Annotated in this window: 17 protein-coding genes and 5 pseudogenes; 11 read left to right on the top strand and 11 right to left on the bottom strand. The window is 66.5% G+C overall.

Going from position 1 to position 26791, the window contains the following annotated elements; genetic code table 11:
- Nucleotides 1-19 precede the first annotated feature (19 nt).
- Entirely contained in the window at nt 20-3373 is a 3354-nt protein-coding gene (locus tag OG389_RS00185; RefSeq protein WP_328296400.1) for a hypothetical protein, read from the bottom strand.
- 1955 nt (nt 3374-5328) lie between these two features.
- Between OG389_RS00185 and OG389_RS00180 the strand changes: the two genes are divergently transcribed.
- Complete coding sequence (locus OG389_RS00180) at nt 5329-6513, top strand: IS701 family transposase (protein ID WP_328296399.1); 1185 nt, start codon at nt 5329-5331, stop codon at nt 6511-6513.
- Nucleotides 6514-6673: 160 nt separating this feature from the next.
- Here OG389_RS00180 and OG389_RS00175 read toward each other — a convergent pair whose 3' ends face one another.
- The gene (locus OG389_RS00175) at nt 6674-7042 is read right to left on the bottom strand and encodes an LPXTG cell wall anchor domain-containing protein (protein WP_328296398.1); all 369 of its coding nucleotides are present in this window, start codon (nt 7040-7042) and stop codon (nt 6674-6676) included.
- A 620-nt stretch (nt 7043-7662) separates the two neighbouring features.
- Between OG389_RS00175 and OG389_RS00170 the strand changes: the two genes are divergently transcribed.
- Nucleotides 7663-8037, top strand: a complete 375-nt coding sequence (locus OG389_RS00170; RefSeq protein WP_328296397.1) for a hypothetical protein — start codon at nt 7663-7665, stop codon at nt 8035-8037.
- 109 nt (nt 8038-8146) lie between these two features.
- Here OG389_RS00170 and OG389_RS00165 read toward each other — a convergent pair whose 3' ends face one another.
- The 3 genes from OG389_RS00165 to OG389_RS00155 form a co-directional block, all read right to left on the bottom strand.
- Nucleotides 8147-9010 (bottom strand): nitrilase-related carbon-nitrogen hydrolase, encoded by an 864-nt coding sequence (locus OG389_RS00165; RefSeq protein WP_328296396.1) that lies wholly within the window; start codon nt 9008-9010, stop codon nt 8147-8149.
- Between the two features lie 620 nt (nt 9011-9630).
- Nucleotides 9631-10503, bottom strand: coding sequence for an IS3 family transposase (locus OG389_RS00160; RefSeq protein WP_328296395.1), 873 nt, complete (start codon nt 10501-10503; stop codon nt 9631-9633).
- Nucleotides 10500-10808 (bottom strand): transposase, encoded by a 309-nt coding sequence (locus OG389_RS00155; RefSeq protein WP_443059179.1) that lies wholly within the window; start codon nt 10806-10808, stop codon nt 10500-10502. Before OG389_RS00155 ends, OG389_RS00160 begins: the two co-directional genes overlap by 4 nt.
- Before the next feature lie 614 nt (nt 10809-11422).
- On the opposite strand from OG389_RS00155, the gene OG389_RS00150 reads away from it, so the two are divergent.
- From OG389_RS00150 to OG389_RS00130, 5 genes and pseudogenes are all read left to right on the top strand, one after another.
- A complete protein-coding gene (locus OG389_RS00150) occupies nt 11423-13450 on the top strand; it encodes a M60 family metallopeptidase (protein WP_328296394.1) in 2028 nt (675 codons plus the stop codon).
- A gap of 376 nt (nt 13451-13826) precedes the next feature.
- Nucleotides 13827-14676 (top strand): annotated as a pseudogene (locus OG389_RS00145) (IS5 family transposase).
- Nucleotides 14677-14778: 102 nt separating this feature from the next.
- Nucleotides 14779-16025 (top strand): annotated as a pseudogene (locus OG389_RS00140) (IS256 family transposase).
- The gene (locus tag OG389_RS00135; protein WP_328296393.1) at nt 16022-16471 is read left to right on the top strand and encodes a HEAT repeat domain-containing protein; all 450 of its coding nucleotides are present in this window, start codon (nt 16022-16024) and stop codon (nt 16469-16471) included. Before OG389_RS00140 ends, OG389_RS00135 begins: the two are co-directional and overlap by 4 nt.
- A gap of 387 nt (nt 16472-16858) precedes the next feature.
- Nucleotides 16859-17377 carry a hypothetical protein gene (locus OG389_RS00130; protein WP_328296392.1) on the top strand — a complete coding sequence of 173 codons (519 nt, stop codon included), beginning with the start codon at nt 16859-16861 and terminating at the stop codon, nt 17375-17377.
- Between the two features lie 96 nt (nt 17378-17473).
- Here OG389_RS00130 and OG389_RS00125 read toward each other — a convergent pair whose 3' ends face one another.
- Together OG389_RS00125 and OG389_RS36635 are read right to left on the bottom strand one after the other, a co-directional pair.
- Nucleotides 17474-17932, bottom strand: a complete 459-nt coding sequence (locus OG389_RS00125) for a transposase (RefSeq protein ID WP_328296391.1) — start codon at nt 17930-17932, stop codon at nt 17474-17476.
- A gap of 62 nt (nt 17933-17994) precedes the next feature.
- A pseudogene (locus tag OG389_RS36635) lies at nt 17995-18099 on the bottom strand (hypothetical protein); the annotation flags it as partial.
- Between the two features lie 436 nt (nt 18100-18535).
- Here OG389_RS36635 and OG389_RS00115 point away from each other — a divergent pair.
- Both OG389_RS00115 and OG389_RS00110 read left to right on the top strand, forming a co-directional pair.
- Entirely contained in the window at nt 18536-18739 is a 204-nt protein-coding gene (locus OG389_RS00115; protein ID WP_328296389.1) for a hypothetical protein, read from the top strand.
- A 201-nt stretch (nt 18740-18940) separates the two neighbouring features.
- On the top strand, nt 18941-19324 hold the full coding sequence (locus OG389_RS00110) for a hypothetical protein (protein WP_328296388.1): 384 nt from the start codon (nt 18941-18943) through the stop codon (nt 19322-19324).
- Between the two features lie 120 nt (nt 19325-19444).
- Here OG389_RS00110 and OG389_RS00105 read toward each other — a convergent pair whose 3' ends face one another.
- Complete coding sequence (locus tag OG389_RS00105; protein WP_328296387.1) at nt 19445-20659, bottom strand: IS110 family transposase; 1215 nt, start codon at nt 20657-20659, stop codon at nt 19445-19447.
- 123 nt (nt 20660-20782) lie between these two features.
- Here OG389_RS00105 and OG389_RS00100 point away from each other — a divergent pair.
- Nucleotides 20783-20995, top strand: a pseudogene (locus OG389_RS00100) (ATP/GTP-binding protein); the annotation flags it as partial.
- 139 nt (nt 20996-21134) lie between these two features.
- Here the strand turns inward: OG389_RS00100 and OG389_RS00095 are convergent.
- Complete coding sequence (locus tag OG389_RS00095) at nt 21135-21257, bottom strand: hypothetical protein (protein WP_328296386.1); 123 nt, start codon at nt 21255-21257, stop codon at nt 21135-21137.
- A 202-nt stretch (nt 21258-21459) separates the two neighbouring features.
- Between OG389_RS00095 and OG389_RS00090 the strand changes: the two genes are divergently transcribed.
- On the top strand, nt 21460-24105 hold the full coding sequence (locus OG389_RS00090; RefSeq protein ID WP_328296385.1) for a hypothetical protein: 2646 nt from the start codon (nt 21460-21462) through the stop codon (nt 24103-24105).
- 284 nt (nt 24106-24389) lie between these two features.
- Here OG389_RS00090 and OG389_RS00085 read toward each other — a convergent pair whose 3' ends face one another.
- Entirely contained in the window at nt 24390-25460 is a 1071-nt protein-coding gene (locus tag OG389_RS00085) for a terpene synthase family protein (protein ID WP_328296384.1), read from the bottom strand.
- Nucleotides 25461-25828: 368 nt separating this feature from the next.
- A pseudogene (locus OG389_RS00080) lies at nt 25829-26713 on the bottom strand (IS256 family transposase); the annotation flags it as partial.
- Between the last annotated feature and the right edge of the window lie 78 nt (nt 26714-26791).

The following is a 26791-nucleotide window of genomic DNA, read 5'->3' as shown; positions in this document are numbered from 1 at the left end:
CCCAAGAGGCCGTCCGAGATCAGGAAACACCGTCGCCCTCCCAGCCACCACTCTGATCCACACCCGAATCCTCCTGCACCGGAGCCGGCTGCTCCTCCTGCACCGGAGCCGGCTGCTCCGCCGAGGGCGTCTGCTCCTCCTGAACATAAACCGCCGCAGGAACAGGATCCTGCGACACCGGGGACTGCACCGGAGCAGACACCGCCGGATCCGCCTCAGGAACCACCGCAGCCACAACAGGCACAGGAGCAGGATCAGATACGCCCACAGACCCCTCAGACACAGGCGCAACAGACTCGGGTGCAGGCTCAGCGTCCGCGGCCACAGCACCAAGCGCGGGATCAGCCACGGCCACCGCAGACGCACCATCCACCGGAACCGGCACACCCTCCGTCGCAGGCGCGGCCACGGCGGGCGCAGTCTCCGACACAGACGCAGACGCAGCCACAGGCGCAGACGCAAGGGCGGACGCAGGGGCGGCCTCCGCAGCCTCCGACGCGGACGCAGGCTGTGCGGGGACACCACCAACCACAGGCACAGCCACAGGCACCGCAACCGCGTCAACCGCGGGAGCAGCCACAGCCTCGGCCGGCACACCACCCCCCACAGCAGACACCGACTCCACCGGCACCGACGCGACAGCCGCCCCAGCCCCCGAAGCGTCCGCGGGCACAGCAGCAAGTGCGGCATCCACTGGAGCCTGCACACCCTCTGACGCCGGCGCAGGCACAGACGCGGCTACCGCGGGCGTACCGTCCCCCGGAGCAGACACACCACTCCCCGGCGCGGCATTCACCGATGCCGGCACAGCCCCCGTCACAGGCTCCGACGGAGGGAAAGCACCAGCCACAGGCGCCACGTCAACCGCGGGAGCAGGCGCGGACTTGGCCGGCGTACCACCCACCACAGGAGAACCCGACTCCCCAGACGCAGGCACGGCAGCAGCGGGGACGGGGGCCTCTCCTGGAGCTGAGACCGCAGCAGGATCCGTCACCCCAACCCGAACCGCAGCCGGATCCGGGGTTTCAGCTGACCGCTCCGGTGACACAACCCCAGCCTGATCAGACGAACCCTTCAACGAGCCGACCGGGGGCTCGGTGGATTCCTCGGGAACGAGTGCGGAATCCGATGCCTGTACCAGATCCGACGTAGATTGGTCTTTTCCGTCGGTGGTCGAGGAAGTCTGCTCGTCGGTCTTCTGGGCAGCGTCCTGCTTATGCTCCTGCTGCTGCTGCGGGTCGCCCTTCTGCCCGGGGAAGCCGAATCTGAACTTGTCCGGCTCCTCCGTGTCGTCGTCAAGCGGCTCGTCGTGCTGCCGGCCTCCCTGATCTTCCTTCTCCAGATCTTTGCGAGCTTGCTGGAAGTCCGACCTCAATTCATCGACGCTTGGCACGGATGGCAGAGCGTTGCGGTATCGGAGCGCGGTGATGAACGAGGAGATGTGACTCTCCCGATCCTCCCGGGAGTCGAGTCTAGCCAACTCCAAAGCCCAGTTTGGCTGCTTCCACTGATCTATGTCGACTTTTTGTTTGATGAACTCTTCGTTGTACTGCTTGGACTCCTCCACGAGGTAGTCGTGGAGTGCGGCTTGGGACTGCTCACGCGCATTGACTGAAAGGCTCTCGACCTGTTCGGCGGCAGCGTTCTCCGCAGCCGTCTTCATCTGTTGTTTGACTGCGTCCGACTCATCGCCGTTCTCTATCTCGATGATCTTCTCGGCGGCGTTATGCAGGACGACAGCCTTGTGCGCCTCGATCTGCTGGTGCTCAACTTCTGCGGCCTTGGCGACCAATTTCTTCATACCCCCGTCGGCGCGGAGCTCCTCCAGCCTGTTCTGCCAGCCTTCGTCACGGGCGTCCACGAAGGCATCGGCCGAAGGGAACCCCATCGTCCTGGCCTCCGCGGCGACGAAGCGGGCTCCTTGGACCGCTAGTCCGACCGGCCAGAGCGGTGTCATCTCCAGCGCATCGGCCGTGAAGCACAACGCGGTGTCTACTACATCCACTTGTCCGCCAGCGGCGTTGGCGCCGGCCTGGGTGCCGCACCCGACGAACGGCACGATCGCCGTGAGTGCGGCGGCCTTGTCCAGGCTCGTGGTGTCATCGTGGAAGGCTTCGTACACCCCGTTCGCCCACATTCCCGCCCCGGCGAGGCCCAGCGCTCGACTGGCACCGCGTCCGGTAGAGGTCAGCGTCTCCCGCAAGTTGGATCTCAGTTCCGGGGTCAGCGCATCGTGGTCGCTGAACCGGGCGTGGATGTCGCCGGGCGAGAGCGACGCGCCGTCGGACGTCACCATGTCCAGGTCGTATTTCTCCGCCAAGTCACTGAAGACCGACTTCACCTGCTCGGATTCCGCGTTTTCCGTGGCCCTGGACGATTCCTGGGCCCCGCCGCCCGCCTCTTCTGCGGACCGCGGCCCTTTCTCGTCCTCGCCGGCCTCGTCCGCGCCTTCGACAGGACCACAATCCGGCGACGCCACCGACCGCTTCGGACGGCACGAGGCCGAAGGGTCAACCTGTCCGCCCCCGCCCAGTTCCTCCCCGCGCGACGGGCCTGGGTTCTCCTTCGACTGGCCTCCAGGGTCCGGGACAGGATTACCTTCCCCCTGTCCAGATGACGACGTACCGGGCTTACTCGCCTCCGCCTTGCCCCTTCCCTGCCCCGAGTTGCTACCTTCCTTCGGGAAAGCCTGAGCACCCGGGGCGGGCTTCATTTTTTCCGATTGAGCGGAAACTCCCGCAGCAGCCATAGCTGCCGCACACGACCTGCAGAGCGCCTTGGACTCTCCGACCGGTTTACCCTTCCCGCCTTCGCCCTGCCCTCTAGCCTCGACAGCCTCCGTACGTCGCACCGGATCAGGCTCCGCACCCGGTGCACTCTGATCCCTAAAAAGCTGGTTATAGCAGTCAACCTCAGAGCAAAATCCATGCCAGACCTCGGGCCCCACATTTTTCGGCTTCTGTAGCTTCGGCTCCCCGCCTTCGGCCTCGACTCTCGCTATCTCCAAGGCATTCTCTTTCGCTGCCCTTTCGTTTTCTACCCTCTGCTTCTCCTCAAGATCGGCTTTCGATATGTTATACAGCCTCTCTCCTTCGCTGCCCGGCTCGGGTTGGCCGCTCCCCGACTGGCCGAAATAAAGTCGGTCATGTTCAGTCTCAAGGATCGAAACTGCGCCAGGGAGTTCACGCAAAACCATGGGCCTGATTTCATCTTCAGGAACCCCGGCATCACGAAGGAAACTTACATACTCCCCCTGCAGCCACTGGGCATGTTCTTTCGCCAGAAAACGGAGCTGCAGCGCCTCCAACTGCTCCAGATTATATGGATATTTTTGGCCTGAATATGAAATATGCAGCCCGTTTTTCGTGTCCACGGCATAGCCTTGATTCTTCAGCCATTTAACGTAGTCAGCCTGCCCTGCGCCCTCCGTCAAATGCTGCCAGTTCGCCGAATCGCTGAGCCAAGCCTGCGCAGTAAACTTCGGCCCCGTACCAGAAGGCTGAACCACGCTACTCTCTGAGCCAGAGGAGGGGCCCGACAAGGCAAAAGCCTGACCCGCACCAAGGGAACCACCCGCTGCCGCAGTCAGTCCGATCGCAGCAATTTTCACACCAAGACTCCCCTCCCTCGGGACGATGCGTGTCGCGGCGGGCTTCCGATGCCTCCCCTGAGTACGACGCTTCGAATGATTTCCCATGGTCTCTATTTCTCCTCAATCCCATCACGCGGAAGCAGTTCACCGGTAATTACGAACCGGCAAACCAGGATTAATCGACTAGTGCGCAAACATGCCGAAGCCGCCTGGAACGGCGGTGCTTAGAAATCCGCCAGCAGGCGGCGAATAGACAGCGGCCCGGCCCCGGCTCAGCGGAACGGAGACATCGCGTCATTGCGATGCCTCCGGCATCATCCGGGCACAAGAACCTCGCCAGCCTGGCAGAACCAAGGCAGTCCGCGAATCAGACCAGCGGCCCACTGGGCCGCTGCCTCAGGAAGGACCCTCAACCAGGGAACCGCTTCCTCCGGCACGAAATCCTCCCGCCCATCTACTACCACCGGATGAGAACAAAGTTTCGATAGTGACACCCGGCGATGCGGTCCGCAGTGATCTTGTCCCGACTGAACGGACACCCCTACAGGAGTGCTCACCACTCCGAAACCGAAGCCCAGACTGGCTTCAGGCCCACCGAGTGGACCTGAAGGATCGGCGTCCGCCCGCAGACCGGACCGCCCCCGACGGCGTTCGCTCCGTACCGCGGCGGAGTAGCCACGCAGGGCGGCCCGGACGACTCCATCGGCCTGAAGGATCGGCGACCACCTCATCGCCGTACGGCCACACGGCAAGTCGGACCTCAGGCGCGTCCAGTGCTTCCGCCGCGCCTTTCGGAGCGCGCTCCCACCGCGGGAGCACCCCCCGTGATGTGGTCGTGACCCCTCAAAAGTGGAACTCTGCGACTCGTCCGGTCTCTGCGCCCGTCTCCAAGCCCGCAACACCGCCACCGAGGAAGGCCGCGTCCTGCGCCTCGCGTCTCAGTTCCGCGCCTATTCTTCCGGCTCGCCGAGCACTGACGACGCATTCGCCCGTGGGAAGAAACGGGGCGCCCCATGGCTCGGGCTCCAGCGCATGGAGCCCCTAAGCCATCGTGGCCGGGGCCGGCGATAACAGGCGAAAGCCGGCTCGCTCGTAGAGCTGCGTCCTGGTCTTCTTGATGCGGTTCACGGCGCCTTCGGTGTAACGGCATCGAAGTCCCGGGCGCCGGAGTCCCAGGAGAGGGGCGGAAGGCCGCGAGGTAGTCGCGGACGGAGGCGTACCCGTCGGGATAGCCGCGTCCGGCGATGTAGAGCCAGGGCGTCGTGCACCCCTCTGACCAGAGCCGTTGCGGGTACGGCCGGCAGGGATCAAGCTGGCTCGGCCATCGATGACCTGATGCGTCTCGCCATTGGTGATCACAGTGGCGTACGTGGCCCCACGCCGGGTGGCGAAATCACCGATGCCGAGGGCCCGTTGCACCTCGGCCTCGGGGGCAGGTCGAGCCGCAACCCGCCGAAGGAACGTCATACGGCCCACCGCGATGCCGGAGGAGTTCGCGAGTCGGGATCCGGCCCGGCTGGCGAGGGCGAGCCCGATCACCTCCAACCAGGTGCCCAGGTGCAGCGTGCAGCGTGCGTACGGAGTGCTCAGGTCGAGCTCGCGCACAGCCTGCAGAGCCACGGGTGACGATCACCCGGCACTTGGTGTGCCGGGCCCCGCGTTGTTGTCCGGCCACGGCCCTAGTACTGCAACGGTGTTTGCTGTGACGGTTGGGCAGGTCGGTCGTTGGTCAGGTCATGGGTGGGGAACTTGGGGATGCCCGGTTGTGGGCTGGTGAACTGAAGGCTTTGCATGAGCGGTTCGTGCACCGTTTCTCGAGGTCGGAGCCGCGTGAGTCGGCTCTTGCCTATATGCGGGGGCTGATAGCTCCGCTGGAGCGGAAGAACGGGTGGACGCTTGCCGAGGAGGCCGGGCATGCCGGTCCGGACCGGATCCACCGGCTGCTGAACCGGATCGACTGGAACGCGGACGAGGTCCTGGACGACGTCCGTGACTACGTCGTCGAGCATCTCGGCGATCCGGATGCGGTGCTGATCGTCGACGACACCGGGTTCCTGAAGAAGGGCGTCCGCTCGGCCGGGGTCCAGCGCCAGTACTCCGGGACCGCCGGCCGGACGGAGAACTCCCAGATCGGGGTGTTCCTCGCCTATGCCGGCAGCCGTGGCCGCACCCTGATCGACCGCCGCCTGTATCTGCCCACGTCATGGACGGATGACCGCGACCGGTGCCGGGCCGCCGGCATCGATGACTCGGTCGGCTTCGAGACGAAGGTGGTGATGGCCAAGGCCATGGTCCGCCGGGCGATCGCCGAGAAGATTCCTTTCCGGTGGGTGACCGCGGACGCGGCCTACGGCTTCTCCAAAGGCTGGCGCACGGAGTTGGAGCGGGCGGATGTCTTCCACGTCATGGCCACCACCCGCCACGACACCGTCGTCTCCCGCTGGGCCATGGACCATCCTGTTCACGACCTGTTTCCCGGTCTGCCCCGTCAGAAGTGGAAGCGTCGTTCCTGCGGCAATGGGGCCCACGGCCCGAGGGTCTACGACTGGGCCAGGGTGGAGGTCCGGCCCTGGCACCGCGAGGACCGCCGGCACTGGGTGATCGCCCGCCGCAGCATTCGTCGGCCCGAGGAGATCTCCTACTACATCGCCTACTGCCCGGCCGAGACCACTCTGGACGAGCTGATCCGCGTCGCGGGAAGCCGGTGGGCGGTCGAGGAATGCTTCCAGACCGCGAAACAGGAGTGCGGCCTGGACGACTACCAGGTCCGCCGCTACGACGGCTGGCACCGCCACATGACCTTGGCCATGGCCGCCCACGTCTGCCTCACCGTCCTGCGCGGCCGAGCACTGGATACCGGGAAAGCAGAAACGGATCCTCCCAGCTCATACCCCTCACCCTGCCCGAACTCCGACGTCTGATCAGTCGGCTTACCCGGCCCCGCGCGAGCATCGACCACGTCCTGCACTGGTCACACTGGCGACGGCGACGGCAGTTCCAGGCACGTGTCAGCCACTACAAACGACGCGGTCACACACCGCCAGAAGCCAACAAACCATCACAGCAAACACCGTTGCAGTACTAGCCGCGGGTGGCGTTGCGGCGGCGGGCGCCGAGCCAGGCGGCAGCTCCGCCGAGGGCGATGAGCGCGCCGGCCAGGCCGGTGTACAGGCCGGCGTTGGAGTCGGAGCCGGTGTGGGCCAGGGAGCCGGTCGCGGACGGGGTGTTGGCGGGGGTCGGGGTGCCGGCGGGGGTCGGGGTCGCCGGGGTGGTCGGCGCGGGCTTCGTCGGGGCCGGGGTGGTGGGCGCGGCCGGGGTGAGCTGGAACTTTCCGTCGGTGTACGCGAAGGGGTAGGTGTTGCCCTCGGCCAGGCCGATCTCAGTCTGCAGGCTGAAGGCGACGGCCTCCTTGACCTGGGTCGCCTTGCCGAGCTGGGCACGCAGGTGCACGACTCACTCGCCGGAGGCCGCGCTGAAGCCCTCGGGGATCTGCGGCAGGTGGAAGGCGGCGTTGTTCTCCGGCTTGGCAAGGTTCTTCCACTTGCCGTCGACCAGGGCCTCCAGCTGGAAGTCCGGCTATACGTCCCCGTAGTTGGGGTTCACCCAGGTGTCGAGTGCCGCACCGAACTCTCCGTCGCCGGTGAGGCGGTAGGTCAGGTCCATCTCCCGGCACTGGAGCCTTCGCTGGAACCGATATGAAGGACGCCAGCACCTCGGCCGGACCACGGCCGGCACCGGGCGCCCCGCTTCATGAACGTCACCGGTGCCTGTCGGTGACGGGTGCCCCGAGCGGAGTTGCCCCCGCCCGCCCCTTTTCGCACCGTCTCTCCTGTGCGTTCGATAGGAACGGTTTTCTGGAAGCCCACCGCAGGAGCTGACGAGAGCGTGGCCGACGGCCCGGTCGTTCCGCCCCCTGCTGGATGGGCCCGGTCACGATCGTCACGGGGCTGCCTTTCGCGCCACTCTGGCGGTTCCCGGCCGTTCCTCCGGGAGTCGTTGATCCTAGACGATCCATACTGCGACGCTCTGACCTGGGCGGCAGGGAGCCGACCCGGTAGGGAGACAGGCGCATGTCCGACGACCAAGTAGTCCCCGAGACGTCCGACGACACAGCTACGGACGGCATCCAGCAGATCCCGGCCCAGATCCAGGTACTGGAATCACCCACCGTCGCCGTGGCCCGTGAACGGCTGATCGAGGCCATCGGCAGGGAAGCCGGATTCCTCGCCGACCATCGAGCCGGACAGGCATCCGAAGGACTCGAAGCCCTCGCCCGCGCCTTCACTCTGGTGACCACCGGGACCGCCAGCGCGGTGACCATAACTCCGGTGAGCATCGGGAAGAGGGACGCCGGGAAGCAGGGCTACGACGCATACGAGGAAAGCACGCCCGCGGCCCGCTACTACTCATACGAACTGCCCGTCGATGGAATCACGCTGCAGTAATCGGACGCTTCGGATTGCACCGCCCTGACACGAGCCATCAGCGCCCGTGACGGGGCGCTGTCAGTGCGAGCAGCCGCTGTGTGCATCGCCAGGTGGCCGGCCTGCCTTTTCAGCGGGCGGGGCGTAGGACCGGGTTGAGGGCCAGGCGGTTGTCGGTGGGGTGGTGGCCTTCGGGACTGAAGGGCGGGATCGTTCCGGGCAGGCAGTCGGCGATCAGGAGGCAGTCCTGGTGGCGGTCTTCGGCGGTGGCCGCCACCAGGGGTTCGCCGTCTGGTCCCCAGATGCCGGAGTTTCCCTGGTACTGCCAGGCGCCGGCAGGGACCTGTTCCCAGCCGCGGCGGTTGGCGTAGGCGACGAACAGACGCCAGATGGAGGCCATGGCGGGGATGATGTGGCGGGTGGCGTCCTGGTACGGGACGCGGCTCATGGTGCCGTCGGCCAGGCGGAAGTGGCCGTCGGCGGCGGTGGGGCCCAGCACGATCTGTGCGCCGTGTTCGGCGAGGTACTGGTAGAGCGGCGGGAACTCGCACTCGTAGCAGTTCAGTACGCCTACCGTGATGCCGTTGATCGTGACGAGGGGCGGCAGTTCCTGGCCGAAGGAGTAGTTGCGTCGCTCGGCCGCTCCGTAGAGGTGGGTCTTGCGGTAGTTGGCGGCCACCTGCCCGTCGGCGGTGATCACGCTGATGGAGTCGTAGAAGTCGCTGCCGTCGCGTTCGGGGTAGGGCAGGACCACGGCCAGCCTATTCTCCTTGGCGGCCAGGCGGGCCCGGTCGATCGAGGGCCCCTCGCGGTGCTCTGCCAGCTCCCGGCACTGGCCGGGGTCGATGGCGTAGCCGGTGGTGTACTTCTCCGGAAACACCACCACCTGGCAGTCGTAGGCCGCAGCCAGAGCGGTGACCTCGGCCAGCCGGTCCATGTTCTGCCGCACCGCCTCCCGGCTCCCGACCGGCCCCTGGCCCTGATAGAGCGCCACTCGCAGGCCCTCCCCGACAGCGGGCGCATCGCGGAGTGCGGAGCGGAACACGATACGAATGGGCTGCGTCATCTGCGACTGCTCTTTCCATGACCGGCGATCCCCACGACCGCCACAAGGGAAGAAACGAATCACTACCGCGCCGGACACCAAGATCACTTGAATGGCGGGTGTCGACTCACCGGCAGCGACGGAGAGCCGGGCTGGGCCGCACGAACCGACCTCCCGCCCACGCGCAGCGTGGCCGCCTGTCCGTGAGCGGTGTGCTGGCAGGCTGGAGGTGGAACTCGCCCGGGTCCTACTTCGCGCGTCGGCCCGGGCGGGCCGCCACCACGCGCGGTGGCGCAGGTCAGCGGTAGGGGATCCACCGTCCGAAGCGGGCCAGCAGAGAACGCGTCTGATCCACGTTCAGTCCGAGGGCCGCAGCCACCTGTTCCGGTCCCTGGGAGCGGGCCTGGTTCGCGGGCCAGCACCCGGTCCGTTGGGCGATGATCTCCAACTGGCGGGCTGCCTTCACCGCGGCGACCGGCGCGTCGCCGGCCAGGGACTCGATCGCGGCACTGACGGCCTCCAGCAGGGTTGAGCTTGTTCCGCTTTGACGGACACCTTTGGTGTGGTGGTCAGGCGGCGAGGGCGGCCTCGTACTCGGCAGGACTGCGGTAGCCGAGGCTGCTGTGGAGCCGGTGCAAGTTGTACCAGCTCTCTATCCACTCGAAAATCGCGGTGCGTGCGGCAGCCCGGCTCGGCCAGGGGCCGGTGTCGCCCAGCTCGTTCTTGAGGGTCGAGAAGAACGATTCCGCGAGCGCGTTGTCCCAGCATTGCCCAGTGCGTCCGACCGACAGACGAATGCCGAACTCTGCGGCCAACAAGGCGAGTTCACGGCTGGTGTATTGACAGCCGCGGTCGGAGTGGAAGATCACCGGACCGGCCGGCCGCCGGGTCCGGCAGGCGGTCCGCAGTGCGTCGGCGACGAGCTCGGTTCGCAGGTGGTCGGCCGTTGCCCAGCCGACGACGCGGCGTGAGGCGATGTCGATCACGGTGGCCAGATAGAGCCAGCCCTCGTTCGTGGCGATAAAGGTGATGTCTCCGCACCAGCGGGTGTCGAGAGCCGAGAAATCGGGCTGGAAGTTGCGAAGCACCAGGTCAGGTCGGGTGGAGGCGTGTGGGTCGGGGATGGTGGTGCGGTGTCGGCGTCGTCGGTGCCTGCCGGTCAGGCCGGCCTGGCGCATCAGCCGTGCGACCCGGCGGCGTCCGCAGTCGGCGCCCTCGCGCTTGAGGACGGCGTGAACACGCGGGGCACCGTAGGTGCTGCGGGACTGCTGGTGAACAGCGGTGATCTGACTGGTCAGCTCGGCGTCCCGCACCGCCTGGGGGCCAGGGGTGCCAGTGCGGCGGGCGTAGTAGGCGGTCCGGGAGACCTTGAGGAGTTCACACGTCCGTTTGACGTTGTGACCTGCGGTTTTCTCCGCCTCGATGAACGGGTGCACCGTCACCGGGTCTCCGTCGCGAAGAAAGCCGTCGCACGCTTGAGGATGTCGACGTCCTCGCGCAACCTACGGTTCTCCCGCCGTAGTGCGGCCAGTTCCTCGCGTTCGCTGCTGGTCAGGCCGTCCCGCTCGCCGGCGTCGACCTCGGCCTGCCTCACCCAGCTCCGCACTGCCGTCTCGGTCAGCTCGAAATCCCTGGCGACCTGACCGACCGACCGGTCACCCCGCCGGCACAGCTCGACGATCTCGGCCTTGAACTCCGCCGTGAACGAGCGGCGAGGACGCGGCTTCTTCTTCCCCATGCTCTCCATGATGAACATCATCCTTCCGGGGCCAAAGCCCCTGATCTCCGATGTCCGTCAAAGCGGATCAAACCCACCCTGGAGAACCCGACCCCGCGTCGGGCCCTCACTATGTCCACCGGCCGACACGGCCTCAACAACCTCGCTCAGCCGCCCAGCAGCCCCAACCGAAACGGCGAGGCTAGTGCCGTGACCGGAAAGGTCCACCGGGTCGCGGCGCCCGGCACAGCACCTCGCCGTGTTGTCGGACCACCCGAGTACGTCCGGTACGAGCGGCGGCCCTCCGCCTTGCGATACACCGCACCGGATACCGAGACCCGGCAGACCTGCCCGGCCACGGCACTAGCGGTCGTATCGCGGACGAGGCGGCGGGCTCGATTACCTTCCGTCTGGCGTCCTTCACCGCACGTCAGACTGAGAATGGAAGATGCTGCTTGTCGCAAAGCGCGCGCGCTGGTTAAGGTTTGCGGCTCCACGGGTGTTTACGCCATCAGGCGCCTGCCGATCGCAGTCAAATCCTCATTCGATATTCGGCCTGTTCGGTTGGAAATTCAAAGAACTCGATCGAATTCCAGTCCCGTGAAACCTTCAGTCTCATTCCGATGTTCCAGGAGGAGTGGTCGATGACGAGGAAGACGGTACTGTCCCGCCGCATGGTGATTGCGGCCGCGACGCTGGCCATGGCCATGGCAGCGGTGACGGTCATGGAAGCAGACCCCTTCGCGAGTTTCACGGTGCGGGCCTCGGCGGTCACGCCCGCCGATGCCGCGAAGCCGTACGGCCCCACCGTCAAAGCGGACAGATCGGACCTCGACGTCCGAGCGCTCGGCAGCGCCGAAGCCGCCCGCAAGGATGAGCGCCGTGGCTACCGGCACTCCAGCCTCCAGCCCGCCGGCCGGTTCGTGACCGCGGGACAGAAGATCACCGTCACGGTTCCCGCCGCCGTCACCGGCCTCAAGGCGAGCGTCGGCGTCGAGGGCATCTACCAGAGCCTGAACGGCGGCAAGGCGAAGACCCCGGTGACGCTGGCGCTCCAGCCGGGGGCCAACGTCATCACCGCGCCCCTGGACGGCCTGGTCAACCTCGTCGACGAAACCCCGGCCGGCAGCCGGACCACGCACGTCACCGTCACCGGCGGCCAGGCGGTCCCCACGTTCGTGCACAAGACCACGAGCCCCGCCGCGTTCGACACCCAGGTGCAGACCTCGAAGGCCCCCTTCGCCGTAGTCATCGGCGACCGATTCATCGCGGAGCTGCAGCGTCCTTCGCTTGCGAAGTACCTCGTGAAGGGGGACATAGGGAACCGGGCCGCGTCGATCGACCGTGTGGTCGACGTCGCGGACCGCACCTGGGGTCTCTCGCGCGACGGGACCGGCGCTACGAAGCGGGCCGGACACCGGGTGCGCATCGCGAGTCCGGACACCGGCTCGGGATACGCCAGCGCCGCGCCGGGCCGGGTCACGTTCCAGACCAAGAGCGGTGCGGCGGCAGACCTGTTCAGGAGCCCGGTCACGGACCAGTGGGGCCTGTGGCACGAGATCGGCCACACCTACCAGCCGGGCTTCGTGAAGTGGGCCGGCCTCGGCGAGGTCACCGTGAACATCACCTCGCTCGCGGTGCAGAAGGAACTCGGCCAGCGCAGTCGCCTCGACGGCACGGGCATGGTGAACGGGGCGAAGAAGTTCCTCGCGCAGCCCGACGCCGAGCGCCAGTTCGGCAAGGCCGACGTCTGGGTGCGTCTGCGCATGTTCGACCAGCTCACGCGTGCTTTCGGAGACGACTTCTACGCCAGCCTGGCACAGAAGGACCGGGTCGAGGCGCAGATGGGCCTGACCCGGTCGTTGGGAACCGACGCCGCGATGCAGCGCTTCGCCACACTGGCGGCCCAGACCGCGCAACGTGACCTCCGCCCGTTCTTCGCCGCCTGGGGCTTCCCCCTCACAGCCGACACCGGCAAGGTCATGGCAGCGCTTCCGGCCCTGCGCAACCGCATCTGGGAGAACCTCGACAGTACCAAGCCCGTGGTCGAGCGGAAGGTCACCTACAGCCCTCCGGTGGTCTCCGTGAAGATGGCCGGGGCGGCGACCCTCGAACAGCGCAGCCCCGGCAACACCCTGAAGCCGGTGGTGTCCGCCACGGGAGGCACCAAGGGCGTGGCGAGCGTGACAGCCACCCGCATCGGCACGGGGACGGGACAGTTCACCCAGAGATTCGTCGCACCGGACGGGACACCGAACGTGATCTTCGCCCCGGTCGACGTCGTGCACGGCACGGACATCGCCATCAGGGGACTGGACAACGTCGATCTGGTGGTCTTCGCCCTTGACGCGGTGTCAGGGCGCATCCACGCGGTTCTGAATTCCACGAACCAGTCCCACGTGTACTTCAAGAACGAGGAGTACGCCGCGGTCCGCTACACCAACGCCGCCGGCACCGTGCTCGCGGACGAGAAGATGACCGGCACCGGCCGGGGCGACGCACTCGTGAAAGCCCTCGACGGGATCCCGTTCCAAAACGGGGGCGTGCTGGAGCTCCGTCACCGCGAACCCTCCCGGATGTTCCGCTGGGACGCGGGCAAGGCAGCACCCGCGAACACCGCCACCACCCAGAGGTACCGGGTACAGGGCGGCCGCCTGATCCCGACCGGCTGACGACGCGCCGTACCCGTCGCCGAAGCGACGGGTACGGCCCGGCGCACGGTGAGCGGCGGTCGCGGGGCGGCGGCGAAGGAACGCAGCCACGCCGGCTTCCTTGTGGAGGAGGCGCCCCGCACTCGAGGCGATGTTCCGCTGTGAACGGCAGCACGGGATCCTCGCTGAAAGTCCCGGGTTAGTAAGTGCGTTTCAGGGCTGTCTTGTTTGAGGTTTTTTGCCCCATACAGACCCCCTCACCTACGTGACCTCCTCGACGCGGCCGCCCGTTTGCTCCGCTCCTCATACATGAAGTCCGTCTCGTTCGAAGATGAGGCGGGAACGCCGAGCAGCAACGGAACGGCACCCTCCGCCGCAGCCATGCTCACGCTACGGCGTGAACCAGCGCAATCCCTACCCCAGCGACCTGTCCGACGCCCGATGGGCCTTGATCGGGCCGACGTTAACGGCCTGGCGGAAGGCCCGGCTCGACCGCAGGCCTACCGGCCAGCCACCCAAGGTCGATTTACGTGACGCGTTCAACGCGATTCTCTACGTCAACCTCACGGGAATCCCCTGGAAATACCTTCCGCACGACTTCCCGGGCCACGGCACGGTCTATTTCTACTACGCGGCCTGGCGCGACGAGGAATCTTCGCCCAGCTCAACTACGACCTCACCGGCCTGGCTCGCGCCAAGGAAGGCCGCACCCCCGAGCCAACCGCCTCGGTCATGGACACCCAGAGCGTGAAGACCTCCACCAACGTGCACCTGACCAGCCAGGGAACCGATGCCGCCAAAAAGATCGTCGGGCGGAAACGCGGCATCCTCACCGACACGATCGGTCTCATCCTCGCTGTAACCGTCGCCGGCGCCGGCCTCTCCGAGAACGCCATGGGAATACGCCTGCTCGACCAGGCCAAGGAGATGTACCCGACCATCTCCAAGAGCTGGGTCGACACCGGCTTCAAGAACGCTGTCGTCGAACATGGCGCCCAGCTCGGATCGACGTCGAAGTAGTCAACAGAAACCCCGGAGTCCGCGGATTTCACGTCGTGAAAAGACGCTGGGTAGTAGATCGGAGCATCGGCTGGATCATGATGCACCGGCGTCTCGCCCGCGACTACGAGACCCTCACCACCAGCTCCGAAGCCATGATCCACATCGCCTCCATCGACAACCTCGCCAAGCGCATAACGGGGGCGGGGGGCGGGGCGCGCGCGGGGGGCGCGGCCGGCGAGCAATGATCGAGACCTGTGGATCGGCCTGGTGGAGGGGCCTACCTTCCCGGTGGATCGATAGGGATCGAGCATGGCCGGCGTTGCTGCGCTGGTCGGGAGGGCACACCCGTGCTGACGGTAGTTACTGAGGACGGTCCGACGCGAGATGGGGTCTCGCTGCTGGACGAGATCGTGCGCGAGGGTGCGCGGCGGATGCTGGCCGCCGCGCTGGAGGCTGAGGTCGACGCCTACCTCGCAGAGCTGCAAGATCTCCGTGACGAGGCGGGCAAGCGCCTGGTGGTCCGCAACGGCCACGCGAAGCCGCGGCAGGTGATGACCAGCTCCGGCGCGGCCGAGGTTGCCACTCCGCGGGTGAACGACAAGCGCACTGACCCGCAGACCGGTGAACGGAAGAGATTCAGGTCGGCGATCCTGCCGCCGTGGTGCCGCCGCTCTCCGCGCATCGCGGAGGTACTGCCTCTCCTCTACCTGCACGGGATGTCTTCGGGGGACTTCGTACCCGCCCTGGAGGGCTTTCTCGGCTCGGCCGCCGGCCAGTCCCCGGCGACGATCACCCGGCTGACCGCCCAGTGGCAGGACGACCAGAAGGCCTTCGCGGAACGGGACTTGTCAGCCGTCGACTTCGTCTACCTGTGGGCCGACGGCGTTCATTTCAACGTCCGTCTGGGCGAGGACCGGCTGTGCATCCTCGTGGTCATCGGGGTCCGCGCGGACGGCACCAAGGAACTGGTCGCCCTCGCGGACGGCTACCGCGAATCGACGGAGTCATGGGCCGACCTGCTGCGGGACTGGCGCCGACGCGGCATGCGTGCGCCCGTCCTGGCCGTGGGTGACGGGGCACTCGGCTTCTGGAGTGCCCTGCGCGAGGTCTTCCCTCAGGACGCGCGCTGCTGGGTACACAAGACCGCGAACGTCCTGGCGGCCCTCCCGAAGTCCGCCCAGCCCGGGGCGAAGAAGGCCCTCGCGGCCATCTACAACGCCGAGGACCGAGGACACGCCGAGCACGCCACCGCGTTCGCCGACACCTACGGGGCAAAGTTCCCGAAGGCCGTGAAGAAGATCACCGGTGACATCGAGGTCCTGCTCGCCTTCTACGACTATCCGGCCGAGCACTGGATCCACCTGCGCACGACGAACCCCATAGAGTCGACCTTCGCCACCGTGCGGCTTCGCACGAGGTGACCAAGGGGCCCGGCAGCCGGGCGGCCGGGCTGGCGATGGCTTTCAAGCTCATCGAGTCCGCGCAGAACCGCTGGCGCACGGTCAACGCACCCCACCTGGTCGCCCTCGTGCGCGCCGGCGCCCACTTTGAGCGCGGTGTCCTGAAGGAGCGTCACGAGGAGATAGCAGCATGAATGCCCTGAACGAGGCCCTGGAAGCACTGACCTCCCAAAGTCCTCGGGAACGCGACGTTCGCGCCGCCGAGCTCGGAGACCTCCTACGAGGCTCTGCCCTGAGCCAGGCAGTCGCCGAGCTGATCGTGTCGCGGCTGGCCACCCTCACCATCAGCGAACCGGACTACGCGGTTCGCGAGTCGGCGCTCAACTCGATCTGCGAGGCGTTCAACCACCACAAGCTGCCCCTGCGACTGCTTGAACCGTTGATCCCCGGCCTTTCCACCTTGGAACCCGAGCTCCTCAAATCCAGCCTCTACATCCTCGGCGCGACCCAGGACCGGACCGCCGCAGAGACGATCACCCCGTTCCTCAACCATCACGACCCGGAAGTCCGAGAGGAGGCCGCCCGCGCGCTCAGCGAGATCGCCAAAGGCACCGAAGACAACGCCATCCACAACTCTTGACGATTGCTCACCTCTTGGGTGACCCGTTCCCCGAGGTTGGCGCTCGGGTCGTACACCTGGGTTCTGCGGAAGTCGATGTCCGTGTGGAGTGGGTGGACGACAGCCAAGCTCTCCAGATTCATGACCACGCCGCGTCCGCACTCGGCGTGCGGACACAGCGCTTCACGCTGACTGCCCATGTTCAGGTACATCCGAAGCCGTCTTCTCGTAAATGCCGAATCAGGGCGACATGCGCTCGACTCTCATTAGTTTGCAGCATTCAACTGGCAGTAGCGGTGTCGCTCGGCCATTTTTCGGGTGGACCATTGCGAGGCGGGTCGGGTCGGCGTCACTCTGGAGCGCAGGATGCACTCAGCGTAGGCACATCAAAATTGAGAGGAAATGATCATGCGGATGCGCCACACGCCAGTTCGCTTAGCTGTCACATTGGGTTTCGCTGTCGGTGCAACCATGGTGGCCGCGGGCCCCTCAAGTGCTGAGCCCGGACCGACGTCAGCCCTCACGGCCACCCATACGAACTGTGTCTTAACCGTCGAAAACGGGAAACAGGCATGCTTCACGACCGCCGAACAGTCGAAGGAGTACGCCGCCTCCGCCGGGGTCTTGGTCGCAACTCTGTACGACTGGGTGAACTACAATTCGCAGGGCGCCCACCTCGCCATCTTTGCCCCCCGTGGCTGCACCACATCGACCACCGACAAGGATTACCGCTACGCGGACATGCCTTCCGGCTGGAACGACAAAGTCAGCTCGGTCAGTACCCCGGAGAACGGAACCCACTGCGACGTCTGGTTTTCCTCCGACCGCAACTTTGAAGGTGAGTGCGGCAACCGGTGGATTGACAAGCACTGGGACCTGAGTCAGATCGGCTGCTTTAACCGGGCGAGTTCGTTCGAACTCAGCTGACAGCGGCGGAAACGCGACTGCCGGTGCGGAGGTCTTCCTTGGGCTCTCCCTTGCCAGGGCTAATTCATAGTCGTGTTGATCATGCTGCGGTGCAGGTCAGGCGAGTCCGAGGAGGTCGAGCGGGCGGGTGAAGGGTATGTAGGAGACCTCTCGGAGCCCGGCGGCGATGTTGCGGTGGCCGGCATCCCGCAGGGTGTTGATCGCAAGGTTGCGCAGGGTGGCCATGTTCTCGGGCCCGTGTCCGGTGCGGATCTTGGAGGCGTCCTCGGCGAATGTGGTGTCTCTGATGTGGTGGAGGGCCTCGATGCCCCACTGAGCTCTGGTGATACGGCCGATGAGCTGGGGTGATGCCTCGCGTGCGGTCATGTTGGTGATGGCGTGGATGGTCTGGCGGGTGACACGGCCGGTCTTCAGGTCGGTGCGGTGCCGCAGGATCTTCACCGCTTGGACGACGTGGGGGAAGTCCAGGCCGAGGCCGGTGACGGTGAGCATGCGTATCGAGCGGGTCTCGCGGCGGCCGTGCCCGCGCTCGCGGTCGTAGCGGCGGGCGGTCACCTCTTTCCAGGGGAGGGCTCTGAGCGCAGCGTGGAGTTTCGGCTGGTTGCCCTTGACCACTCGTCCTGGCGGGTCAGCTCGTTGGTGACCGAGTCGACCAGGAAGGGCATGTCGTCGGTGACCACCTCGAGGACCGTGTGGCCGCAGGACCGCTCGTTCTTCTCGACGGGTGTGCATCCGACGATCCTCACTCGCCGGAGAGCGCCGGATGCGAGCCCGTTGGTGCACTCAGGGTTCGTTCAGCTTCCGATGCGGCAGCTGAGGTGCCTGAAGCCCTTGGAACTACTGGGGTTGAAGAGGTTTCGGGGGCTGATCCATACGTCGGCGCTGGTGCACTGCTCCACACCGACCACCCGCATGTGGTTGTTGTTGATTCCTTTTCTGACGGTGATCTCGGGTGTTCTTCCGGCTCCGCCGTCGTGGGTTGCGGTCCATTGCCGGACCGCGCGCGCAGGCGAGGATGCTTCCGGGGACAAGCCGTCGGCTGTCGGCTCCTCGCGCCCTGGACAGGGCCCGCTGCGCGGGGACAAGCGACTTTTCTCTGACGGGGCACGGGCTTCGGTTGGTGGCTCTTCGTGGTTGTGGGCCCAGGGTGCAGCTGCCGTGCCCCGTGACCTGGGGCCGGTTCTCGAGCCGGTCACATCGCTGTGGGGGCGCCTGGTGAAGCCTGGTGCGCAGCGCTGGCTGACTGGTCGCGTCCGGGGCGAGCTGGATCGGGTTGCGGATCTGGTTGGCCGTGATCGGGCCGCGCGGGTGCTGGCCGGTCGTCTGGAGCGGCGCCAGGGCAGCGCACCCGACGACTGGTGACGTTGGCAGGCAGGACCCCGGGCGGGGTCTTTCGCTGACCCGAGCTGGCGGCGCTGTACCGCAGGCTCTCGGCGTCGCGCTGGTGTGCGTGTGGGCCCTGGGATGTCGAGCCGCTCCCCCTGACGTCGCACGGCCGGACGTGTCCTTCCTGCCGCAGCCCTGAACGGAGGGAGCACCGAACCCGACTGGCATGATCGGACCGTGACCGAAACGAACTGGGAAGGCTGGTACCGGCAGCTCCTGGCCGCCGTGGCGCTGCTGGCCGCTCCCGCGCACGACCAGTTGGCCTGGCTGGAGAAGTATGCCGTCCCGGTGGACGAGATCGCCCTGAACTTCGACGACGCGGCCGTGATGGCACGGCAGCTCGGCGACGAGGGCTGGCTCACCTCCGAGGCGCTGTCCGAGCTCGCGCGGATCGACGCCCTCCTCGGCCACCTGACCGCGGACGAAGGATCCGCGGACTGGACCGCGCTGGGCCTCAGAACTCACGAACTGTGGGCACAGGTCCGTCAGGAAGCCGACCAGTTCCTGCGCGCACAAGGCGAAACGGAACAGGCACTGCCGCTCGCCGAGACAATCCGCTGACTGAATCGCCACCGTAGCCCGGCCTCCCGTCGAACTGGCCGGACGTGGTGATGTCCCGGGGGGGTGTCTCTATGTCTTTCGTCAAGGATGCGGTGCCGGGTGTGGGGCTGTTTGGGATGGTCATGCGGCGAGGGTGATGGTGGGGACTCTGGACTCGTAGAAGGTGCCGTCTCGGAGCATGGCGAACAGGACGCCGATGCGTTGGCGGGCGAGGCGGAGGAGGGCTTGGGTGTGGGTTTTGCCGCGGGCTCGTTGGCGGTCGTAGTAGGTGCGTGATGCCGGGTCGGCGTTCATGCAGGCGAAGGCGGAGAGGAACATGGCCCGTTTGAGCTGCCGGTTTCCGCCTCTGGGTGCGTGTTCGCCGTGGATCGAGGTCCCCGACGACTTCGTGGTCGGGGCGAGGCCGGCGTAGGAGGCGAGGTGGGCGGCGCTGGGAAAGCCGGTTCCGTCGCCGACGGTGACCAGTAGGACGGCGGCGGTCCTGACCCCGACTCCCGGCATCGAGGTCAGGACCGGGTGAAGAGGGTGAGCCTCCAGCAGGCTGCTGATCTGCGCTTCCAGTGCTCGGCGCTGGTCGTGGACCGCGGCGAGGGAGGCGGCCAGGGACGGGATCACGATGTCGAGGGTGCCCGTGCCGGGAACGATGACGGTCTGCTCGTTGAGGGCGTCGAAGATCTCGTCGATCAGCCGCGCGGCCATCCGCGGCGCCTTCGGGCGGATGAGTTCGACGAGCCTGCGGCGGCCGGCTTTCCGCAAAGCGGCCGGGGACCCGTGGCGCTCGAGGAGCCAGGTGACGGCCGGATGGTCCAGCCGGGGTCCGAGCACGCGCTCCAGCGACGGGTGGAACTGGGTGAGCAGGCCGCGTATCCGGTTGCTGGTGCGGGTGGCCTCGGCCGCGAGGTCTTGGTCGAAGCCGGTCAGCACCGTGAGCTCGGCGGTGATCTCGTCGGTCAGCTCCAGCGACCGCAGGACGTGCGGCATCGTCCGGGCGGCGTCCGCGATCACCGCCGCGTCCTTCGCGTCGGTCTTCGCCTCGCCCGGGTAGAGGTCGGCGATCCGCCGCATCGCGAGTCCGGGCAGGTAGGCGACCTCGCAGCCCGCGTCGCGGGCCACGGTCAGCGGCAGAGCGCCGATCGATGCCGGCTGGTCCACGATCACCAGCACCGTGCCGAACTTCGCGATTAGCTTGTCGAAGACGGCCCGCAGTTTCGGTTCGCTGTTGGGCATCGGCTTGTCGAAGACCTTCTTGCCCGCCGGCGTCAGCCCATGGCCATGATGGGCGGACTTTCCGACGTCCATACCCAGGAAGACGCCCACATCACCGGTGTCTAACATTGCACCCCTCCCAGGTGGTTGCTCCTACTGGCCTCGGCAATGGCACCGTGCTCGCGCATCCACGTTATGCAGACCTGCCGCCCACGTCTGTGCCCGGCATTGCGCCGGGTCGGGCGGTGGCCGGGCACACTCCCCCGCCACGCGACCTACCTCCACCAACGCACCGCCGGCCGCATCGGAAGCCTCACCCGACTCATCCGCCAAGCCACCATCACCGCCATCCACGACGGCACCGAACGCATCACCAAAACAACGCTCGAGGCTGTCCGCCTCGACCACCACGCCGAAACCCACCAGCTCAAAACCCGCACCCCGACCCGCCGAACTACCCGCTGACCAGCACAAACAAATCCGTGGGACAGACCCGTGCCCACTCATCGGTCCCTTTCTCAGCCGGAACCCCCAGCAAGATCGGCAGCCGCCCTCGACGCTGTCAGTTCGCCGCCTCCAAGACACGCGGCATCAGGGGCTGCCGTCAGCGGGACCCGAACCACCAGATCAGCGTGGCGATCACAGACGATCCGACGGCGGCACTGGCTCCGCGTACGGCGGCGAACAACGCCGTGCGGCCGAGCCGGCGCATAGTGCGCTTCTTCATTGGATCGTTCCGGTTCACTCCGATACTCCCTTGGAGGTCGTTGCCCGGCTCTGCTTGCCGGGCGCTGACCTGAGGTTCCAGCCCACACGAGGCTGGTGTCCGAAAGGGAGGACGCTCCGGACGAACGGCCTCTAGGCTCGCAGGTCAACGAGGTGTCCGCCGCGGTCGCTGCGGACACGACGGACAGCCACCGGGAGCACGGATGCCGGATCCGGCGCAGGAACTGAACGAGCAGCTGCGTGCCCTCGAAACGCGGGCGAAGCGTGCCCGGAAGGCTGCCGGGCTGCCGTGTTCCAGGCGGGAGGCCGCGCGCGAGACGGTGCGAACGCCGTACGCAGTCGCCGTCACGTTCCAAGCGATCAGTCGCTGGCTTCCTGTTCCATCGGCGCGTGCGACGGTGCCCAGCCCCAGCAGCAGCGAACACTTCATCGCCCTGGTTCGGGTCTGGAGCGCCTGGGCTGGGGAAAAGCCGAACGAGCGGAACTGGCGGAACCTCCTGGAGGAAGCGCAGGTATCAACGGCCAGGAGCAACCAGCAGCTCGTCTCTCTGACGGACAATCGACCATCTACAGATGGTCACGAAGTGACGGCTGATACGAAACGAGAGGAAGCGCTGGGGCTCGCGGAACGGCGTTCCCTCGCACGGAGGCTTACTCGCTTGAGTAGTACGCCAGCGGATCGACGGGACGATGTTCTCGAATGGCTCCTTGCTCAAGAGCAAGCCTTCGTAGAGGTTCCGTTCGGCAGTGTTCGGGTTCTGGTGGCGCCCATGGGTGCAGGCAAGAGCGAGGAAGCCGAGCATTGGTGGGATGCGGGGTTGATACAGGCACAGACGGACGCGAATGTGGCGGTGCCGGTGTGGCTGGAGGCGCGGGACCTGGAGCAGCGTCAGCTAGAAACGGTCCTAAGTGGAAATCTGGAGCAGGAATGCCGGATCGTCATTGATGATCTGGACCGGCTGAGTCCGTGGGATGCCGATAAGGTGCTGGCCCAGGCACGGCGACTGGTTCTGACGTGGCCTCGCCTCAGTGTTCTTGCAACGACTCGGCCGGGGGCGGGCGAGGTGGACGAGCGCGAGCGTATCGAGGTCGCCCCTTGGCCCCGTACGCGCGGTCTGGAGTTGCTCCGCATCATCGTGGGTGAGCGGGTCTTCCATGCAGTCAAAGAGCACGAAACTCGACAGCTTCTTACGAGTCCCCTACTGGTCCACGCCCTGGCAAGCCGTTTGCGTGCCGGCGGTGACGCAAATGTGTCTACGCAGGAGTTGCTCGCTGGTCTGGCGAGCTCCGTTCTTCGGCAGCAGCGGCGGCCCGTCAAGGATGAAGTGTGGGGCGGCCTGGTACGACTGGCCGCCCTAGTCCTAGATTCAGCCGGACAGGTCCGGGCCTCCTCGTTCGGGCGGGACCAGGAAGTCTGGGAGTTGGAGGAGACGGGGCTGGTAGTCCGGGACGACGACCATCTGCGATTCGCTCTGCCCTTGTTCGAGCAGCACTTCGCCGCGCAAGCTCTCCAAGATGGCATCACCCACCTTGAAGACGCAGCAGGCCCTGAGAGCTTCCCCCGCTGGCGCTACGCGGTCGCGTTCGCGATCGACACTGCTGCCGCGGACAAGGCGCTGGAGTTCATGTCGCGTCTCGTACGAGCAAACCCAGCCGCAGCGTCATGGGTACTAGATGAGGTCTCCACATCCGGTAAACGGGCCAGCCGGGTAGGTAGCAGGCAATGGAACTCCGGCGAGGAATCGGCACTGGTAGCAGGTGGGTGGCTCAGGGAAGCCATGCTGGCCTGGATCGATGGTCTCGGCGGCCTCCGATCCCAGTTGACACGTCAACACAGCGGGGCTCTGGAACAATGGGGTGTCCGGCTTGAAGGCAACTTCATGCTGCTTGCCGTGGGTCGTGAAGGCGTGTTGGACGCAGACATCGTGGTACGACCGGACCTTCACCCCAGTGGCAGCTTGCTGTCACAGTTCCACAGCATCGAGGGCTTCGCCCTGCCACAGGATGACCTGTCGAGATGGACCTGGGCACGCAATCGACTGCGTACGGCCCTGTCCCACCGCATCGAGCGGAGGGTACTGCCTGTGCCATCCGACTCCCCGCTCGCGGCCGAGCGGATCTGGTATCTCGCTCGTCGGATTCTCTCCGGCCGCCGACTCCCCCATGGCACTCCCATTCCTGTGCATGACCTCCGGCTGAAGGTGCAGACGATGATGCAGCAGGTTGAGAGCAGCCAGTGGTGTACCTGGCAGGCATCTGGCGACACAATCGACTCCGGCGACATCCGTTGGCTCCACGCCGAACTCCGGCATATCCACGCGGAGACCCTCGCTGCTCCGTACCCACCTGCGGATCAGAGGACGGGGGCTCGATTCGTCTGGGAGGCCTACTCGCCTGAGCTGATCTGGTCCATCACAACCACCGTCCTACAGAATGCGCTCATCGGCTATCAGCAGCTCGTAGAGACGAACTTCCCCCGATTCGGGCACGCGCTGGCCCTCTACAGCATCGTGCCGGTCCGCGCTGATGGTCTCGTGATCACGGCAAGCCCAGACGAGAGCGCCGATGTTCCTCCGATCCTGGAGTACACGCTCCACACCGACAGCACGGCACGTGAGTCCGGCAAGCCAGTGGTGAACCTCAACCTGATTGAAGAACCTGACGTACCACCCAGGCAGTGGACAAACCTGGCCGACGGCAAATCATCAGTATTCCGGGTACCCGAAGTCAGCCAGGAAGCAATCAACATGCACCATGAACGGCAGGCCACGAACCTCGCCTACAGCTGGCTCGCACGCGACCTGCACGCAATCGGCTGGCTGGAGAACCGTTCCCCGTACTTCGGCTAACGGACGGCCAGCATCGCGGAGCCTTACCCGGGCACTGGCAGCGGAAGAACCAACCACGCTCCGCCCGTCGAGCCCAGAAGCCGCAAACCGACCCGCCCCACCACCCAGCCGACCTGCGCAAAACAACCTGAAACCCTAAAAATAGCACTCGGCCCTTTAGACGCAGAAGCCATCTGCAACACCAGCTTGGTTCTCAGCCAACCTGCAACAGTCCCAGACCAAGCCACGACTGGCGTCGCACAAGCCGTTCTCAATCAACCTGCAACACCCCAGCTCACCAACCCTCATGCATCGCGACCGCCCTCCCCCTCAGCGACATCGGTGTGGTTCTTGAGCTGGTCCCACCACCAGGAGATGGCCGGCTCGTCCAGGCGTCCGTGGCCCACGGGAGCATCGGCGAAGCCGCCGTCGGCCATGACACGGTCCGCGCCCTGGTAGCGGTGCGTACTCTCCCGCCAGTAGTAGTCCCAGCTGCCGCGGATGATGTGACCCAGTCCGGTGAGGTACTGGCGCATCGCGGGCGACGCCGCCGTGTACTCCTGGTCCCGCAGGCGCACGAACAGGCCCATCATCCGGTCGTGGATGTCCACGGTCTCATCCAGGGCGGCCTGAAAGTCCAGGCCACGTTGCTCTTGTAGCAGGTGGATCAGGTTACGGGAGGCCGGTTTGCCCTCGGTGGTCTCCTTTCCGTAGGAGACCAGGTCGTTGTCGATGACGGTGAGCGCACTGGCGGCATCACTCAGCGCGCGGAACGCGGGCGTCATCCGCTGGTCCGGGCCTAGGCCGGCCCCGATCGCCAGGAGGGCCTCGGCGGCGGAGTTGCCGACACCGCCGATGCGCTGGCCGAGATAGCTGTTCACGTCGTTCACCTCGCCCGTCTCCTCTGCGAGCATCGCCACCATCCACACCTGCAGAGCATCGGCGAACTGCATGGCAAGCGCGGAAGAGGATCCGGCGTGCAGACGCTGGGCCAGATCGATCCATGGCGCTTCGATCGGATTGTCCGCATCCAGCAGCCGGGCACCGGGAACGGCACAGGTGTACCTGACGCGGCAGATGTAGCTGGGCAAGTACCGCAGCAGCCCCTCGCCGCCGCCGAGACCGCCCAGGGCCAGATCGTCCAGGACGACGGCGAAATTCGCGACGTCACAGTAGATCTGGGTAATCGGCTCCGGCGTGAGCGGCAGAGTCAGGCACGCGGCCTCGCCGATGTTGTTCGCCTCGATCTTCTCCGGCGATCCCAGGCCGTACTTGCTGATCCACTGCCGCGACCGGGCAGAGATACGGTCGACCTCGGGGTGCATGGCCGCGGGCAGCGGCATATAGAGAGGCGGAAGCAGGACCTGCTCAGACATGAAGGTCTCCTCGAAGGCGGGTCAACGGTCCCGGTGGATGATCAAATGCGCCAGGGTGGCCAGCTCCGCCGCCGCAGGTTCGCCTCGCACGGGCCGCCGTCAACTGGTCAAGCGCCCGCCCGATGTGCTCTTGAGCCTCACGCTCCGCCCAGGCACGCCCCCCGGCTGCCTCCACCAGCTCTGCCGCACGCGTCAACTGGGCCGCGAACAAACGGCCGGACCCGGTGTACAGCGTGGCCAGCTCCCGGGCCGCCGCTCCGGGCGATGCCAGCGCTGCGGCGACAGGCAAGGACTTCTTGCGCACGGCCAGATCGGCGCCGACCGGCTTGCCAGTTCGCTCGGGATCACCCCAGATCCCCAGAAGGTCCGCGGGCGGCCTTGTCCCAGTCGGCGCGCGAGATGTACTTCAGCGTGGTGCGGATGAGGTGAACGATGCAGAGCTGGACCACGGTGGCGGGGAAGACGGTGTTGACCGCCTCGGGCAGGCCCTTCAGGCCGTCGCAGACGAGCATGAGCACGTCCCTCACGCCGCGGTTCTGCAGCTCGGCGAGGACGTTCTGCCAGTATTTGGCGCCCTCGCCGCCGTCGCCGGCCCACAGTCCGAGGATCTCGCGGTGACCCTCGCAGGTGACCGCGAGGACCACGTAGATGGGGCGGTTCGCCACCGCACCGTCCCGAATTTTCGCGTTCACGCAGTCCACGAACAGGACCGGATAGACGGGATCGAGCGGGCGGGTGCGCCAGTCGGCCATGGCATCCAGGGCCTTGTCCGTGATGGTGGAAACCGTCTCCTTGGAGGTCTCCATGCCGTAGGCCTCGGCGAGATGCGCGACGATCTCCCCAGAGGTCAGGCCCTTCGCGGTCAGCGAGAGGACCATCTCCTCCAGGCCGCCGGTACGGCGCGCGTACTTCGGCAGCACGCTGGAGCTGAAGGTGCCCAGGCGGTCCCGGGGGACCTGCACCGTCACACCGCCGACCTCCGTCATCACCTTCCGGCCCCGGTAGCCGTTGCGGGCGTTGCCTCCAGACCGGGAGCCCCGGCCGCCGGTGCGGCCGGCCTCCTCGGCCAGATGCAGGTCCATCTCCGCCTCAACGGCGGCCTGCATCAGGTGCCGGGTGAGCTCGACCAGCAGGCCGCCCTCGCCCATCAGCCGCAGCCCGCCCTCGCGGACCTTGCCGGCGGCCAGCTCGGCCAGCTCGTCCAACAGAGCCGGGCTCAGCCCGTGCGCGGCCGCCGCTTCCCGGCTCGCCATCGTCGTCTTCGATGCCACACCTGCACCGTCAACGTCCCTGTCGAACACCGCAACCGACACGCCGTCAGCGTCCTCGAT

This window comes from Streptomyces sp. NBC_00435, from assembly GCF_036014235.1.
Lineage (GTDB): Bacteria > Actinomycetota > Actinomycetes > Streptomycetales > Streptomycetaceae > Streptomyces.
The sequence above is the reverse complement of the archived record's forward strand: the minus strand, read 5'-3'. Positions and strand labels throughout refer to the sequence as shown.